This is a genomic window from Paenibacillus aceti (assembly GCF_003614185.1).
In the GTDB taxonomy this organism is placed as follows: Bacteria; Bacillota; Bacilli; order Paenibacillales; family Paenibacillaceae; genus Fontibacillus; species Fontibacillus aceti.
The window spans coordinates 1,761,022-1,775,345 of record NZ_KZ987724.1 but is presented as its reverse complement, the minus strand read 5'-3'; the positions used below and the strand labels follow the sequence as shown (position 1 = coordinate 1,775,345).

The window sequence follows — 14,324 nt, the reverse complement described above, 5'->3', positions numbered from 1 at the left end:
ATTATGGCTTTAGCCAGTTGAGTGCGTGAAACGCGCGAAACAAAAAACCACCCGCTATGCGGGTGGAGGGATCGAGGGTTTGACCAATAAGACCATCCCGATAGAATTGAGATGTTCAGGCTCAATTGAAAGGAATGGTCTTAGATGGCAAACAAGAGCTATAGTCTAGCTCACACGAAGTGGATGTGCAAATACCACATTGTGTTCACCCCGAAGTATAGACGGAAAGAGATCTATAATCAAGTGAGGAAAGACTTAATCGAAATTTTCAAACGTTTATGTAAGTATAAGGGAGTGGACATCCTGGAAGGTCATATGATGCCAGATCATGTACACATGCTGGTAGCGATCCCCCCAAAGATAGCCGTGTCCACATTCATGGGATATCTGAAGGGGAAAAGTTCGCTAATGATCTTTGAAAAGCACGCGCAACTAAAGTATAAATATGGGAATCGAAAATTTTGGGCAGAAGGCTATTATGTAAGTACAGTGGGCCTAAATGAAGCAACCGTAGCAAAATACATTCGTGAACAAGAAGCACATGACCAAGCAATAGATAAGTTGAGTGTAAAAGAGTACGAAGATCCGTTTAGCAGTAACAGGAGCAAAAAGAAATAAACCAGTTTAACTGGTTAGTGAAAGTGACAAATTACACTGAGCCTGAACAGATTTGTGGTCAGGCTAGCGTCTTTAGGCGCAGTTTGGCAACAGGGGGTTATACCCCAAGTGCAAACCACCCGTTGGACGGGTGGTCATGATTTATTTTCTGATACAACCTGCTTTTAGGACTGTATGGAACAAGGCTGGTAACGCGAGATAGAGTCTCGTCCCTTTTTGGGCGGACATTGGATTCAAGATGTCATGGATCTTGGTATAGAGGAGCTCCAGTCCGTCAACGGTTTTCCTTTCTATGGAAGTTGCAAATTCGATTTCTCTTTGACTAATGGATAGGGTGAAGATTGCAAGGTCGTTCTCTGAGGAGGAACATCCAACGGTGGCAGGCAGCATCAGAAGAACGAACCAGATCGACTTAATTCCTCTCACGGTTACCTCCTATTGGGAATTGTGCGATTTCCAGTGTCTTACAATGAATACGATAGCATAATAAAGAAGATGGTCAAGTGGGCGGGTGCAACAAGGAACTGGTATGGTTTAATGAATGCTCTAAGCCTGTACCGGAACATAAATAATGTCCTTAGAACTTCCCGCAGGGAAGCCCAAGGACTGAGTTGTTTTCTGATTCGTTATATGATTTTGCTGACCTTTTGGAGCACCTGGTCAGGCACGCATGCTAGAAGGTGTGGATAGGAGGGGAGATTCCCCTTATGTTCTATTATTCAGGCATGATCCAAACAATTTCACAAATGCGGACAATAAACTTCTTATGTCTTTCTTCAAGCACGACATGGTCTGGTTTGACATCGATGACGCATCCGTCAAGTCTGCCGCGGGTAGTTTCAAGAATGACAACAGTGCCCTTAAGCGACATTAAACACTCGACGACGCATTGATCAACAGGGTGGACAACGAGAGATTGAGGCATGTGATGCTTATAGGGCATGTTAGACATATTAGGCATGTTAGCCATGTTAGCCATTGTAGGCATTGGGTACATCATAGGATAATTACTCAAAGAATTACCTCCCAATTCATTTTATAGGCCATTCTATGCTAATGCCTATAAAACAACTGGGCCGCTGCCCAGTTACAAAATAAAATTAATTTGACAAGTTAGAAACGGATTTTGCGATAAAGACGGATTGCAAAAAATAACAACATAAAAAGGCATCCCATCAGGGATGCCTTATGCCATCGCTGCAGCATTAAACCGTTGATACTAGTCGATGGCTCAATTTATGTCGTTGCTTCTATGCTCCCGCTCGACGGGAATTTGTTCAGACAGGCACAATCCATTGTATCACATCAAGATTAGTGAAAATCACGGAATAGGCCGATGACTTTACCGAGGATGCTGACATGCTTCAGGCGCAGTGGTTCCATCGTCGGGTTCTCTGGTTGCAGGCGGATATGATCCTTCTCTTTGTAGAAGGTCTTAACCGTCGCTTCATCCTCATCGGTCATTGCTACGACGATATCGCCGTTATTTGCAGTTTGCTGCTGTCTGACGATAACATAGTCGCCATTATAGATACCAGCTTCAATCATGCTGTTGCCGACAACGGATAACATGAATATCTCGCCATCATTGGCGTAGTGGTTAGGTAGCGGGAAGTAGTCTTCAATATTCTCAGTTGCGGTGATTGGCACACCCGCTGTTACCTTGCCAACGACAGGCACACGAGCTACCGAATGAGCAAACAGGCCAGCACTTTCGGACTCTTCACCTAATAGCTCGATGGCTCTTGGCTTCGTAGGGTCACGACGGATGAATCCTTTCTTCTCCAGACGATCTAAATGTCCGTGTACCGTAGAGCTGGAGGCTAGTCCAACGGCTTCTCCAATTTCACGGACGGAGGGTGGATATCCTTTCGTTCGTACTTCGCTGCGTATAAATTCTAATATAGCCTGCTGACGGCTGGAAACCTTAGACATAACCTATCAACTCCACTTAGTAACGTTTGGAAAAATTATAACATAGAACTGCCGTTCGTACAAACGTAAGTTCTAAAGTCACTTGTTTTTAGAGAGATATCGTTCGTATGTCATGCAAATGACTATTTGAAATTTAGGGAACGAATGTTCGAAAAAACTATTGAATCAAACAAACGTTCGTGTTATATTATTTTTAACGATAAGAACACTTGTTTGGAGTGAGGTAAAATGCTTAAATATAGCACTTATAAAAGTATTTATTCAGAGCCGGTTAAGAAGCCTGTCGTATCTGCTGGAACCAGATCTGCCCATTTCTCCATAAATGTAAAGAGGACGTTACTGGTCGCGTTGCTGCTATTGTTGACCTGTACGGGAGTAGTTTCTGCGTTTACTTCATCTAATAATAGTAACGATAGTAATAGCACCCAGAAGAAAGCATTGAAGACGGTCATCGTTATGCCGGGGGATACACTATGGGAAATTGCCACAGAACATAAACCGCAAGGGAAAGATATTCGAAGATATATCTATTCTATGAAGCAGATTAACGATTTGCATATGAGTTCAATACAGCCTGGAGAGGTGCTTATTCTGCCGGAGTGAGATCAGAGTGATAAGATCAATAGAAGTTTTTAAGAAGTCTCTTAATTGTTAGTTCGATTGTTCGAGACTGAGCTTGAATATATTCATGCGATAAGCTGTTTTACGATGACCGGAAATTACTATATAATGAAGAGAGCTTGCACTGTAGGCAGAGTGCCTTGACAAGCTCTTTTTCTCATGTCAGAGTATGAATAATGCTGCTTGATATGAGTAGCAGTTAGGCTCGAATATTGTACCTATTATGTTTAGGTTAAGAGCTGAACCCAAAGACTAACAACTTGAGGAGGGACTTATGGATATAGAATCTGTTGTTGAGCGGATCAATGAACTGGCCCGCAAGCATAAATCGGTCGGATTGACGGAGGAAGAGATTCTGGAGAGAGCACAGCTTCGGGAGAGATATCTTCAGAATTTCCGCACTAATTTCCGCCAGAGGCTGGAATCGATTGAAATTGTGGATGAATAAGCCGGCCTTAGGGCCCGGCTATACATAGCATGGGGCTTATGAATCGCTCAGGAACGCTCAATGGAGCCTGAGAATTATAGGCTGCAGTGTGAAAATGCGTTATTTTATAAGGAGGACAGACTATGGGGTCATTTGACAGAAAAGTGGAACGCAACCAGAAAAGACTCAATCAAAAAGGAAAGGGACCCACAATAACAACAGGCAAAGCAGCTGATCCGCGTAAATCGCTTGGTCCGAGAGGCGATGGTGATATTTTTCGGGGGCGCAATATCATTTTCCCGGGCGTGCTGGTGCTTGTGGCGCTGTTATATTCGGCGGTTGGATTTATCGGTAGAGCTGCGGAGATGAATTCCTGGCTGTATTGGATGACAATTGGACTCTATTTATTGCTTGCGTTCACATTGTTTATGAGAAGGCCGTATCTTCGCATCAACAAGAACTGGATTTACACGACCAAGTACAATCGTGATCGAATTCTAGAAGCAGGCAACATTAGCAAGATCAAGGTAAGCCGCAAGAAGATTATGATTGTGCCGAAAATCAAAGACGCGAATTGGGTGTTCTACCGTCATCGCAACCTGTTTGACGTAGCGGCAATGGGGGATCGTCTGGAGCAGTTCGCGAACGCTTATCATGTTCCGTTTGAGAGAGAATAGGCAAAGTTTCGGAAGACAGTATTGAAATAGCGTAGTTGGCATTGGAGAGGGAGGCCTGGTCAAAGTGGCTATTAAAGCGGTATGTTTTGATTTGGATGATACATTGCTATGGGATGATCGGAGTGTTAGAGAGGCTTTTGTGGAGACCTGCCGCAAGGCTGAAGCGGTGACTGGCTGCAATCCGGCCGAGCTGGAAGCTGCAGTTCGCAGGGAAGCGAGAGAATTATATGAGTCCTATGAGACGTTTCCGTTCACAAAAATGATCGGGATTAATCCTTTCGAAGGATTATGGGCTAACTTCTCTGCCGGAGAACAGCCGGAATTCCGCCAACTTGAGCAATTGGCTCCGATTTATCGCAAGGAGTCGTGGCGCCGTGGCTTACTCGCTCTTGGTATTTCTGATGATGAATTGGCCGCCGACCTTGCTGAAGCATTTGCCAAGGAACGCAGATCACGCCCTTATGTTTATGAAGAGACTTTTCGGATTTTACAGGAGTTGAAGGGACAGGTGAAGCTGCTTCTGTTGACCAATGGCTGCCCTGCGCTGCAGCAAGAGAAGCTGGACGGGGTACCGGAGCTCTCGAGTTATTTTGATAAAATTATTATTTCCGGCAGCTTTGGCAAAGGTAAACCGGATTCATCGATCTTTAAGCATGCGTTGGAGCAATTAGGTACGAAGCCGGAAGAGACCTTAATGGTCGGGGACAAGCTTACAACCGATATTCGCGGGGCCTTAAGCGTTGGCATCACTGCCGTATGGGTTAATCGGGATAAGAAGACCCGCAATGATGAGATTGTACCGGATTATGAAATAGCTGATTTGTCCGAATTGCATCGAATTATCGAGGAACTGTCTTAAAATTTGCGGATAGTCCTCGCCACCAGATTCATTTATGAGGAAGGAAGATTACATGCGAAGAAGACGCTGGAGTGTACTGTTATTCGCGCTGATTCTCATCGTGATCAGTGGTTGTGGAGATAAGAACTCTGGCAACCATGGAGACAACAACATGGCTCTGGAACCGATTCAGGTTCAACTTCAAGTGAATCCGACTGAGATCCAAGCAGGCGAGAAAATCCGTTTTGAAGCCCTGGTGACCCATCAGGGGAAGCCCGTGGATGATGCTAAAGAGGTAATGTTCGAAATCTGGAAAGATGGGGACAGCGAAGATGACCATAGTAAAATTACTGTTAAGGGTGCAGGAGAAGGAAAGTATGTGCTTGAGAAATCCTTCAAAGCGCCGGGTAGCTACCATGTCATCTCCCATGTAACGGCCAGAGATCAGCATTCCATGCCCTCTGCAGAGTTTGTCGTTAAGGAGTAAGATCGTTCATTCGTTATCTCGCTATTATAATATAAATGTTCTAATAAGCAGAAGCTGCTCTTCTTAGGGAAGGGCAGTTTTTGTGTGCTTGGCGGTGCAACCCGGGATTCCTAAATACAATCGTTGGGCCCTTTGATTGATTTATTGGCTAGTCTGGTGGAGATATATAGAAAAAAGATGCAAAAATGCATGTTTTTATGCTTATAATACCCGATATTGGGTAAATACCTGCAAATATGCAGGAATTTTGGGTCGATGAGCGTGTTTTCGGATGTTTTTGAACAAAAGGATGCATATTTGCAGGTATTTCTGGTTGGCGGCGGGGTATTGGGCAAAATACCTGCAAAAATGCAGGCTTTGAAGGAAAGTTTGGATATTCGATTAAAACTATCAGCGATTACCGGGGCTCACCACATCTATCGCTGTACATCCGGACATACCATGGCCCACCACTTGCTGCAAATCCATCATACCCTGGCTTACCGGAACCCATCGCACATCCGTATATACCATACCATGGCTCTCCACCAGCACCTATAAACGCACATTCGCACATAATCATAGCCCACGCCCCTATCGCTGTACATCCGGCCCTTACCGGGGCTCATCAGCCCTTATCAATGCACACCCGGCCCTTACCAGAGCCTATCCGCCCCGCCCCATCTACGCACTTCCACACCTACTAATGCTCACCCACACTTACCGATTCTCATCAGTCAGTCCTCACCATCGCTTTCCCAATGCTCATTCAAGGATCCCGGCACTAATCCCGACACCTAAGCTTTCCCCACCCACTCCTCAACATTTACAAATACCCCCTGCCAATCCGAGTAATCACGAACATTTCCCGATACAATTAAATTTTTGTTCGCATTTATAATCCTCATAACTAACATAGGATTACACAACTTTACCCATACCTTTATTTGACCCAAATCCTCTTTATCCGCTACCGGAGAAAGTTACTTCACGGGGTGAATGATAGTTGAAAGTGCAGTGCTGGCGCGGGAATCACCGAATGATAATTGCATCTTTTCTTAATGGGCTACTTCTGATAAACTAAAACGTAACGTTTTGCGGGAGGGATAGAACATGAGTAAACCGAGTCTGGAGTCCAGAATGAAAGAACGAATATTAATCCTCGACGGGGCTATGGGTACGATGATTCAGCAGGAGAACCTGTCACCAGCCGATTTCGGCGGAGAGGATCTGGACGGCTGTAATGAAATGCTTGTGCTCACCCGTCCGGATGTGATTCAGAATATTCATGAGCGATATTTGCAGGCGGGAGCCGATCTCATAGAAACCAATACCTTCGGTGCTACTTCCATCGTCCTGGCTGAATACGGGCTGGAGGATCGCGCGCGCGATATTAACCTGGCGGCTGCGCAGCTGGCGATTGCAGCGGCTGATAAATATAGCACCCCGGAGCATCCGCGTTATGTAGTTGGAGCACTTGGACCGACGACGAAGACATTATCGGTTACAGGCGGCGTGACCTTTGATGAGCTTACGGACAGCTATGAGGAGCAGGCGCTGGCTCTAATTGAGGCAGGAGTTGATGTGCTGCTACTAGAGACCTCTCAGGATACTCTTAATGTTAAGGCGGGAAGCATCGGAATTAGCCGGGCTTATGAGAAGTCGGGAATTAGACTGCCACTGATGATTTCAGGGACGATTGAGCCGATGGGTACAACCCTCGCCGGGCAGAACATTGAATCCTTCTACATCTCGCTGGAGCATTTAAGGCCGATCTCGGTGGGCTTGAACTGTGCTACCGGACCGGAATTTATGCGTGACCATATCAGAACATTGTCAGAGATGGCCAGAACAGCCGTCAGCTGCTATCCGAATGCAGGATTGCCTGATGAGAACGGAAATTATCATGAATCACCGGAATCCCTGGCTCAGAAGCTGGCCGGATTCGCTGAGCAGGGCTGGCTGAATATCGCTGGCGGCTGCTGCGGAACGACGCCCGCTCATATCGCCGCGATGGCGGACAAGATGAGTCAGTATAAGCCTAGGACTATCAGCGGTGAGCATTCACCTGCATTATCCGGTATTGAACCGGTGTATGTGGAAGCGGACAATCGTCCGTATATGATCGGTGAGAGAACGAATGTACTCGGTTCGCGGAAGTTCAAACGGCTCATCGTGGAAGGGAAATATGAGGAAGCGTCGGAGATCGCTCGTGCTCAGGTGAAGAATGGGGCTCAGGTAATCGATGTCTGCGTCCAGGACCCGGATCGGGATGAAGCTGAAGATATGAAGCTATTCCTCGGGCTGGTGGCCAAAAAGGTGAAGGTACCGTTAATGATCGACACAACCGATCCGAAGGTGCTGGAATTGGCCTTGAAATACTGTCAGGGAAAGTCAATAATTAACTCCATTAATCTTGAAGATGGTGAAGAAAAATTCGAGCATGTGACCCCGCTGATCCATAAGTATGGTGCGGCGGTCGTCGTCGGGACCATCGATGAGAAGGGACAAGCCATCAAGCGCGAGGATAAGCTGGAGGTCGCCAAACGTTCCCATGATCTGCTCGTGAACAAGTATGGGCTTGCTGCGGAGGATATTATTTTTGACCCACTGGTGTTCCCGGTAGGTACAGGGGATGAGCAGTATATCGGTTCAGCCGGCGAGACGATTGAGGGGATCCGTTTGATTAAGCAGGCGCTGCCTGCATGCCACACTGTTCTTGGGATCAGTAACGTATCCTTCGGCCTGCCGGAGGCGGGACGCGAGGTGCTGAATTCCGTCTTCTTATATGAATGTACGAAGGCAGGGCTCGATTATGCCATCGTCAATACCGAGAAGCTGGAGCGTTACGCTTCCATTCCAGAAGAAGAACGCAGATTGGCTGAAGAGCTGATCTATCATACGAATGATGCGACATTAGCCGCATTTGTCGCCGCATTCCGCAACAAGAAGGTAGAGAAGAAGGAGAAGACCGTGAACCTGTCGCTGGAGGAGCGACTCGCATCTTATGTTGTGGAGGGCACAAAGGAAGGCCTGATTCCAGATTTAGAGGAAGCATTGAACCGGTACAGCGCGCTTGAGATCATTAACGGGCCGTTAATGACCGGTATGGAAGAGGTTGGACGCCTGTTCAACAACAATGAACTGATTGTGGCGGAAGTGCTGCAGAGTGCAGAGGTGATGAAGGCCTCCGTTGCTTTCCTGGAGAATTTCATGGAGAAGAACGAGACATCGGTCAAAGGGAAAATCCTGCTGGCAACCGTGAAGGGCGACGTCCACGATATCGGCAAGAACCTGGTGGAGATCATTCTCTCTAATAACGGTTACAAGATCGTGAATTTGGGTATAAAAGTACCACCGGAGCGAATTATCGAAGCCTATCGCGAAGAGAAGGCGGATGCGATAGGATTGTCCGGTCTGCTCGTTAAGTCGGCGCAGCAAATGGTGACTACAGCCCAGGATTTACGGGGAGCGGGCATCGATGTGCCGATTATGGTCGGCGGGGCTGCTCTGACCCGTAAATTTACACGTACGCGGATTCGCCCTGAATATGATGGCATGGTCGTCTATGCCAAGGATGCGATGGAAGGGCTGGATTTGGCCAATAAGCTGATGAATGAGGAGCATCGAGAGAAGATGCGGCTGGAGATGGAAGCGGAGAAAGAAGCCGACGCCCAAAAAACCGAAGCAGCCCCGCTGCCGCAGTTAACCCGGGTGGAACGTTCGAAGATATCACTCGACGTACCGGTATACCAACCGCCTGATCTGGAGCGTCATATTCTAAGAGAGTATCCGGTTCAGCACATTATTCCATATATTAATATGCAGATGCTGCTCGGGCATCATCTGGGACTACGCGGCTCGGTAGAGCAGCTTCTGGCCAAGGGCGATCCCAAGGCCATTCAACTGAAGGAGACGGTGGATGAAATTCTCGGCCATGCGGTCCGTGACGGGATTATTCGGGCAAATGCGATGTATCGCTTCTTCCCGGCGCAGTCGTCTGGTAATGATATTATAGTGTATGATCCGCAGGATCACAGTACTGTCCTCAAAACCTTCAGCTTCCCGAGACAGCGGGTAGAACCTTATTTATGCCTGGCAGATTTCCTTAAGCCGGTCGAGAGCGGTATGATGGATTATGTAGGATTCCTTGTCGTTACCGCAGGTCAGGGAGTTCGGGAATTGTCTGAGAAATGGAAGGAAAGCGGCGATTATCTGCGCTCCCATGCGCTGCAATCTGTTGCGCTGGAGACAGCGGAGGCGCTTGCCGAGCGGGTGCATCATATTATGCGCGATATATGGGGCTTCCCGGATCCGCAGGATATGACGATGAAGCAGCGTCATGGTGCCCGTTATCAAGGGATTCGTGTATCCTTCGGTTATCCGGCTTGCCCGAATCTGGAGGATCAAGGGCCGCTGTTCGAGCTGATGAAGCCAGAGGATATCGGTGTGGAGCTGACGGAAGGATTTATGATGGAGCCGGAGGCTTCTGTATCGGCGATGGTATTTGCGCATCCTCAGGCGCAATACTTCAATGTAGAGAAAGCCTAAGGATTGAATATAATTCGAGAACCCTCCGGCTTACGGAGGGTTCTCGGGCAATTAGCAGGGCATTTGCCCTAAGGAGGTTAGAGTTATGGAATTATACTTCATGGGAACGAATGCGGGAGTTCCTTCATTAGAACGCAATGTAACATCGCTGGCGCTTCGCTTGTTCGATGAACGGCGCAGCTTCTGGCTGTTCGATTGTGGGGAAGGAACCCAGCATCAGATTCTTCGCTCTCCTCTGAAGCTTAGCAAGCTGGAGAAGATCTTCATTAGCCATCTTCACGGTGATCATCTCTTCGGTCTACCCGGGCTTATATCGAGCCGAGCTTATCAGGGGGGCAACACTCCGCTGACGATATACGGACCGACGGGGTTGAAGCAATATATCAAGACTTCACTGAATATCAGCGAGTCCCGGATCGATTATCAGCTTGATATCGTCGAGCATGTAGGCGGTCATCTATTTGAGGATGAGACCTTCCGGGTCGAGTCGGCCCTGCTCGATCATCGGATTGCCAGCTATGGCTATCGCATAGTTGAGAAGGATTTGCCGGGCAAGCTCGATTCCGTGCTGCTGTCCAGTCATGGAATCAAGCCGGGGCCACTGTATGGCAAGCTTAAGCGGGGCGAGAGCGTAGAGGCGCCAGATGGCGTAATCATTAAGCCGGAAGAAGTGCTGGGCAGTCCAAAGCAAGGGAGGATCGTTACGATTCTGGGCGATACTCGCCCTTGTCCGGCAGCGATCAGTCTGTCCGAAGGAGCCGATGCAATGGTTCATGAGTCCACTTTTCTCGATGAACTGGCCCAGACGGCATATGATTATCATCATAGCACCGCGAAGCAGGCTGCAGAGGCAGCTGAAGCAGCGGGAGCGAAGCAGCTCTATCTCACCCATTTCAGCTCCAGATATAAATCCGAGGATCAGCTCCAGCAACTGCTAGTTGAAGCGCGGCAAGTATTTGCTAATAGCGAGCTGGCGAGGGAGCATATCCTGTATCCGGTGAACCGGGCTGATGGGGAGGAATAAGGGCGGGAAATAAAGGCACTTATTAATTATTTTCCGGGAAAGCGCAGGAAATGACAGGCGATTGCAAAGTTTGCTATATCCATCAAATCCGAGATCAGCACTTCGATTTTGTTCGACGCATCCAGACGGCTTGGTGCAACGTTTTGACAGAATCCTGCCTGGAGCCAAAGGTCTTTTTGTCAGCGTAATGTTCGGAAATTTGCTTGTCCTTTTGTTTTCCATGTACAATGATTATTGATACAGAGGAGGATAAAACGATGAGCAAATTAAGAGCCGACTGGAAGGCTTATCTTATAGATTTGGATGGAACTTTATATCATGGAAGCCGTATGATACCGGGTGCAGATCGCTTGATAACCGGGCTTCAGGCTGCCGGTATTCCCTATCTGTTCGTCACGAATAATTCTTCGCGTACACCGGCTGAGGTTGCTGCCAGCCTGCAGAGTATGGGGATTCCGGCTGGGGAAGCTGAAGTATGTACATCGGCTGTAGCAGCCGCGCAATATATCGCTAAGCAATATCCCGGCAGCACAGTAGCCCCGATTGGAGAGACCGGGCTTCTGGAAGCGTTGCGTGAAGCGGGTGTGGAATATGATGAAGAACATCCAGATGTCGTTATCCAGGGCATTGACCGCTCATTTACATATGAGAAATTAACGAAGGCGGCCCGCCTGATCTCCGGTGGAGCTCGCTATGTACTGACCAATCCCGATCTACTTCTGCCGTCACAGGACGGATTAATGCCGGGAGCGGGGACGATCGCTGCAGCAATCAAGGCGGCGACGGGCAGTGAACCGGTAGTCATCGGCAAGCCATCGGGGATTCTGATGAAGTTCGCGATCGACCGCCTCGGTCTCAGGAATGAAGAAGTTGCAGTTATTGGAGATAATATGCTCACCGATATTTCCGCAGGGGTCAATGCGGGTTGCGGTACGATCCTCACTTTAACCGGTGTGACTACGGAGCATAATTTGGAGAAGTATGTGGCCAGCGCAGGGATTCGCCCTGATGTGATTTGCTGGGACCTGGAGGAGGTTCGCAAGCTGGTGTGTGTGAATATAGAATGAAGGGAAGATGAGCCATGCCGGAATTGCCGGAAATGGAGAATTATAAAGTACAACTATCACAGCATATCTTAGATTTGCCGATCACTTCCGTGACCGTTAACCGCGAGAAGTCGATTAATGTGGAGCCGGAGGCTTTCCGTTCGGAGCTGCTTGACAGACAAGTCGTGTTTATAGAACGCCGCGGGAAGCATCTGCTGTTCCATCTTGATAACGGACGGCGTCTCCTGCTGCATTTAATGCTGGGAGGCTTGATTTATTTAGGCTCATCCGAGGATCGGCCGGAGCGGAACACCCAGATCGAGATTACCTTCGGTGAGGATCTTATCCTATATTTCATGGGATTAAGGCTCGGTTATTTACATATCCTCAGCGCCAAAGAAGCGGAAGAAGCGTTATCCCATCTTGGTCCAGAGCCGCTTGGGCGGAGAATGGATGAAGAGAGGTTCATCAGCCTGCTGCAGAATCGGCGTGGCAGCCTGAAGACAGCCTTGATCAATCAGGACATTATCGCCGGGATCGGCAACTGCTATGCGGATGAAATCGCCTTTGCTGCAGAACTGCTCCCTTCCGCTAAGCTGCAGAACTTCGATGCGGCTGATTTTTCCCGCTTGTATCAAGCGATGCGTGATGTGCTAATTAAGGCGACGGAGGCCGGAGGATATATGGAGATGCCTGTCATCAAGGGGGATACCCTGACAGGTGGGTCCAATGACATTTGCGAGGTCTATGACCGGGGCGGGGAGAGATGTTCCCGCTGCGGTGATCAGATTGTGAAGACGGAGATGAGCGGGCGCAAGGTATTCTATAGCCCGGGCTGTCAGCATGATAGATAAGATTAAGATCGGCGGACATTTCAGTATACGTTCCGGGTATTCCGGCGCTGCTAGAACTGCGCTGCAGATGGGGGCGGGGGCTTTTCAATATTTTCCCAAAAATCCGCGGAGTCTGACAGTCAAGGCATTCGATGCGCGGGACGCTGAAATATGCCGCCAGCTTTGTCTTAACAATCACATCATGTCTGTGGCCCATACGCCTTATCCTAGTAATCTGGCTTCAGATCCGCAGAGTGGAGATGGGCAGTTCCAACGGGTAGTAGAATCGCTGCGAAATGACCTTGAAATCGCCGAGACCTGCGGTTCAATTGGAATTGTAGTCCATTTTGGCACAAATAAGACTGGAAGCCCCTTACAAAGTTATCAAAATATTATACAATGTATAAATAAAGTGCTTGCAAATTGGCAGGGTCAAGCGAAGCTGCTGATTGAGAACCAGGCAGGAGATCATGGAGATCTGGGAATGACGCTTGAGGAGATGGTGCAAATTCGCAAGCTCTGTGATTCTCCGCAGCAGATCGGTTTTTGCCTTGATACTTGCCATGCTTTTGCTTCAGGAATGTGGCGTGGAACGCAGGATGATGAATTTGCTGTTAAGGCGGAGCGGCTTGGCTTCTGGGAGGCTCTGTCCGTCGTTCATCTGAATGATTCCAGATACCCGCTTCATTCGCGCAAAGACCGCCATGCTAGAGTCGGGCAAGGATACATTGGAGAATCAGGATTCAGACGGTTGCTACAGGTAGATGCGATCAGGAATAAACCGTTTATACTAGAGACCGCTTCTGGAGCGGATGGAACTCATAAAGAGGATATGGAGCTGGTAAGGCGGTGGGTAGAGAGCTAGTGCTGGAAAAACAGCAGAAAGGAAGAAGAATGTGATTCATGTATATATGGACGATTTCCGACGATGTCCAGAAGGATTTACATTAGCGCGCTCGGTGGATGAATGTATTGAACTGCTGCGCTTGGCTGAGGTAGATATTCTATCGCTGGACCATGATATGGGCCCTGATGAGAAGACAGGTACGGAGGTAGCGGCTGCTATCGCCCGGGAGGGACTGTATCCGCGTGAAATCTATTTGCATACATCGAGTATGTGTGGCAAGAAGAGCATGTACGAAATTTTATATCAGAATAAACCGGAGCACGTCGTGCTGCATAATTGCCCGATTCCGTTCGAGCGGTTGGATGAGATTGCGCGTCAGGCAGGGCAACGTGCTGGAAAGTAAGAGAGGTTGCACAAATTGAATATTCACATAGAAGAGAA

At 48.2% G+C, this 14,324-nt stretch carries 16 protein-coding genes; 13 read left to right on the top strand and 3 right to left on the bottom strand.

All coding sequences use genetic code 11. The features are described from left to right. Window positions 1-144: 144 nt before the first annotated feature. Window positions 145-618 carry an IS200/IS605 family transposase gene (tnpA, locus tag BFJ94_RS07785; protein ID WP_120460925.1) on the top strand — a complete coding sequence of 158 codons (474 nt, stop codon included), beginning with the start codon at window positions 145-147 and terminating at the stop codon, window positions 616-618. Window positions 619-759: 141 nt separating this feature from the next. Here the strand turns inward: tnpA and BFJ94_RS07780 are convergent, their stop codons facing one another. From BFJ94_RS07780 to lexA, 3 genes are all read right to left on the bottom strand, one after another. Then, window positions 760-1,044 (bottom strand): hypothetical protein, encoded by a 285-nt coding sequence (locus BFJ94_RS07780; protein ID WP_120462149.1) that lies wholly within the window; start codon window positions 1,042-1,044, stop codon window positions 760-762. A gap of 289 nt (window positions 1,045-1,333) precedes the next feature. Further along, window positions 1,334-1,633, bottom strand: a complete 300-nt coding sequence (locus BFJ94_RS07775) for a DUF2642 domain-containing protein (RefSeq protein ID WP_308424661.1) — start codon at window positions 1,631-1,633, stop codon at window positions 1,334-1,336. 296 nt (window positions 1,634-1,929) lie between these two features. Next, entirely contained in the window at window positions 1,930-2,553 is a 624-nt protein-coding gene (lexA, locus tag BFJ94_RS07770) for a transcriptional repressor LexA (RefSeq protein WP_120462148.1), read from the bottom strand. Between the two features lie 228 nt (window positions 2,554-2,781). Between lexA and BFJ94_RS07765 the strand changes: the two genes are divergently transcribed. From BFJ94_RS07765 to BFJ94_RS07710, 12 genes are all read left to right on the top strand, one after another. Then, window positions 2,782-3,156: a LysM peptidoglycan-binding domain-containing protein gene (locus tag BFJ94_RS07765; protein ID WP_120462147.1), complete on the top strand. Its 375-nt coding sequence runs from the start codon at window positions 2,782-2,784 to the stop codon at window positions 3,154-3,156. 292 nt (window positions 3,157-3,448) lie between these two features. Further along, window positions 3,449-3,622, top strand: coding sequence for a DUF896 domain-containing protein (locus BFJ94_RS07760; protein ID WP_120462146.1), 174 nt, complete (start codon window positions 3,449-3,451; stop codon window positions 3,620-3,622). A gap of 122 nt (window positions 3,623-3,744) precedes the next feature. Further along, window positions 3,745-4,278, top strand: coding sequence for a hypothetical protein (locus tag BFJ94_RS07755; protein ID WP_120462145.1), 534 nt, complete (start codon window positions 3,745-3,747; stop codon window positions 4,276-4,278). Between the two features lie 64 nt (window positions 4,279-4,342). Then, window positions 4,343-5,137 carry an HAD family hydrolase gene (locus tag BFJ94_RS07750; RefSeq protein WP_120462144.1) on the top strand — a complete coding sequence of 265 codons (795 nt, stop codon included), beginning with the start codon at window positions 4,343-4,345 and terminating at the stop codon, window positions 5,135-5,137. Between the two features lie 52 nt (window positions 5,138-5,189). Beyond that, window positions 5,190-5,603 carry a FixH family protein gene (locus tag BFJ94_RS07745; protein ID WP_120462143.1) on the top strand — a complete coding sequence of 138 codons (414 nt, stop codon included), beginning with the start codon at window positions 5,190-5,192 and terminating at the stop codon, window positions 5,601-5,603. Between the two features lie 255 nt (window positions 5,604-5,858). Beyond that, window positions 5,859-6,143, top strand: coding sequence for a hypothetical protein (locus BFJ94_RS07740; protein ID WP_120462142.1), 285 nt, complete (start codon window positions 5,859-5,861; stop codon window positions 6,141-6,143). A 552-nt stretch (window positions 6,144-6,695) separates the two neighbouring features. Beyond that, the gene (gene metH, locus BFJ94_RS07735; protein WP_120462141.1) at window positions 6,696-10,133 is read left to right on the top strand and encodes a methionine synthase; all 3,438 of its coding nucleotides are present in this window, start codon (window positions 6,696-6,698) and stop codon (window positions 10,131-10,133) included. A gap of 85 nt (window positions 10,134-10,218) precedes the next feature. Then, window positions 10,219-11,157: a ribonuclease Z gene (gene rnz, locus BFJ94_RS07730; protein ID WP_120462140.1), complete on the top strand. Its 939-nt coding sequence runs from the start codon at window positions 10,219-10,221 to the stop codon at window positions 11,155-11,157. Window positions 11,158-11,414: 257 nt separating this feature from the next. Further along, window positions 11,415-12,224 (top strand): TIGR01457 family HAD-type hydrolase, encoded by an 810-nt coding sequence (locus BFJ94_RS07725; protein ID WP_120462139.1) that lies wholly within the window; start codon window positions 11,415-11,417, stop codon window positions 12,222-12,224. A 14-nt stretch (window positions 12,225-12,238) separates the two neighbouring features. Then, on the top strand, window positions 12,239-13,057 hold the full coding sequence (locus tag BFJ94_RS07720) for an Fpg/Nei family DNA glycosylase (protein WP_120462138.1): 819 nt from the start codon (window positions 12,239-12,241) through the stop codon (window positions 13,055-13,057). After that, window positions 13,047-13,901, top strand: a complete 855-nt coding sequence (locus BFJ94_RS07715) for a deoxyribonuclease IV (protein ID WP_120462137.1) — start codon at window positions 13,047-13,049, stop codon at window positions 13,899-13,901. Before BFJ94_RS07720 ends, BFJ94_RS07715 begins: the two co-directional genes overlap by 11 nt. Window positions 13,902-13,932: 31 nt before the next feature. Next, window positions 13,933-14,286, top strand: a complete 354-nt coding sequence (locus BFJ94_RS07710) for a cyclic-phosphate processing receiver domain-containing protein (RefSeq protein ID WP_120462136.1) — start codon at window positions 13,933-13,935, stop codon at window positions 14,284-14,286. Window positions 14,287-14,324: the final 38 nt, after the last annotated feature.

What these genes read in the sequence shown, in the direction of transcription:
- BFJ94_RS07740 (WP_120462142.1), top strand. Translation starts at nt 5,859, where the DNA reads ATGAGCGTGTTTTCGGATGTTTTTGAACAAAAGGATGCATATTTGCAG.
- tnpA (WP_120460925.1), top strand. Translation starts at nt 145, where the DNA reads ATGGCAAACAAGAGCTATAGTCTAGCTCACACGAAGTGGATGTGCAAA.
- lexA (WP_120462148.1), bottom strand. Translation starts at nt 2,553, where the DNA reads ATGTCTAAGGTTTCCAGCCGTCAGCAGGCTATATTAGAATTTATACGC.
- BFJ94_RS07760 (WP_120462146.1), top strand. Translation starts at nt 3,449, where the DNA reads ATGGATATAGAATCTGTTGTTGAGCGGATCAATGAACTGGCCCGCAAG.
- BFJ94_RS07755 (WP_120462145.1), top strand. Translation starts at nt 3,745, where the DNA reads ATGGGGTCATTTGACAGAAAAGTGGAACGCAACCAGAAAAGACTCAAT.
- BFJ94_RS07765 (WP_120462147.1), top strand. Translation starts at nt 2,782, where the DNA reads ATGCTTAAATATAGCACTTATAAAAGTATTTATTCAGAGCCGGTTAAG.
- BFJ94_RS07715 (WP_120462137.1), top strand. Translation starts at nt 13,047, where the DNA reads ATGATAGATAAGATTAAGATCGGCGGACATTTCAGTATACGTTCCGGG.
- BFJ94_RS07725 (WP_120462139.1), top strand. Translation starts at nt 11,415, where the DNA reads ATGAGCAAATTAAGAGCCGACTGGAAGGCTTATCTTATAGATTTGGAT.
- metH (WP_120462141.1), top strand. Translation starts at nt 6,696, where the DNA reads ATGAGTAAACCGAGTCTGGAGTCCAGAATGAAAGAACGAATATTAATC.
- BFJ94_RS07745 (WP_120462143.1), top strand. Translation starts at nt 5,190, where the DNA reads ATGCGAAGAAGACGCTGGAGTGTACTGTTATTCGCGCTGATTCTCATC.
- BFJ94_RS07720 (WP_120462138.1), top strand. Translation starts at nt 12,239, where the DNA reads ATGCCGGAATTGCCGGAAATGGAGAATTATAAAGTACAACTATCACAG.
- rnz (WP_120462140.1), top strand. Translation starts at nt 10,219, where the DNA reads ATGGAATTATACTTCATGGGAACGAATGCGGGAGTTCCTTCATTAGAA.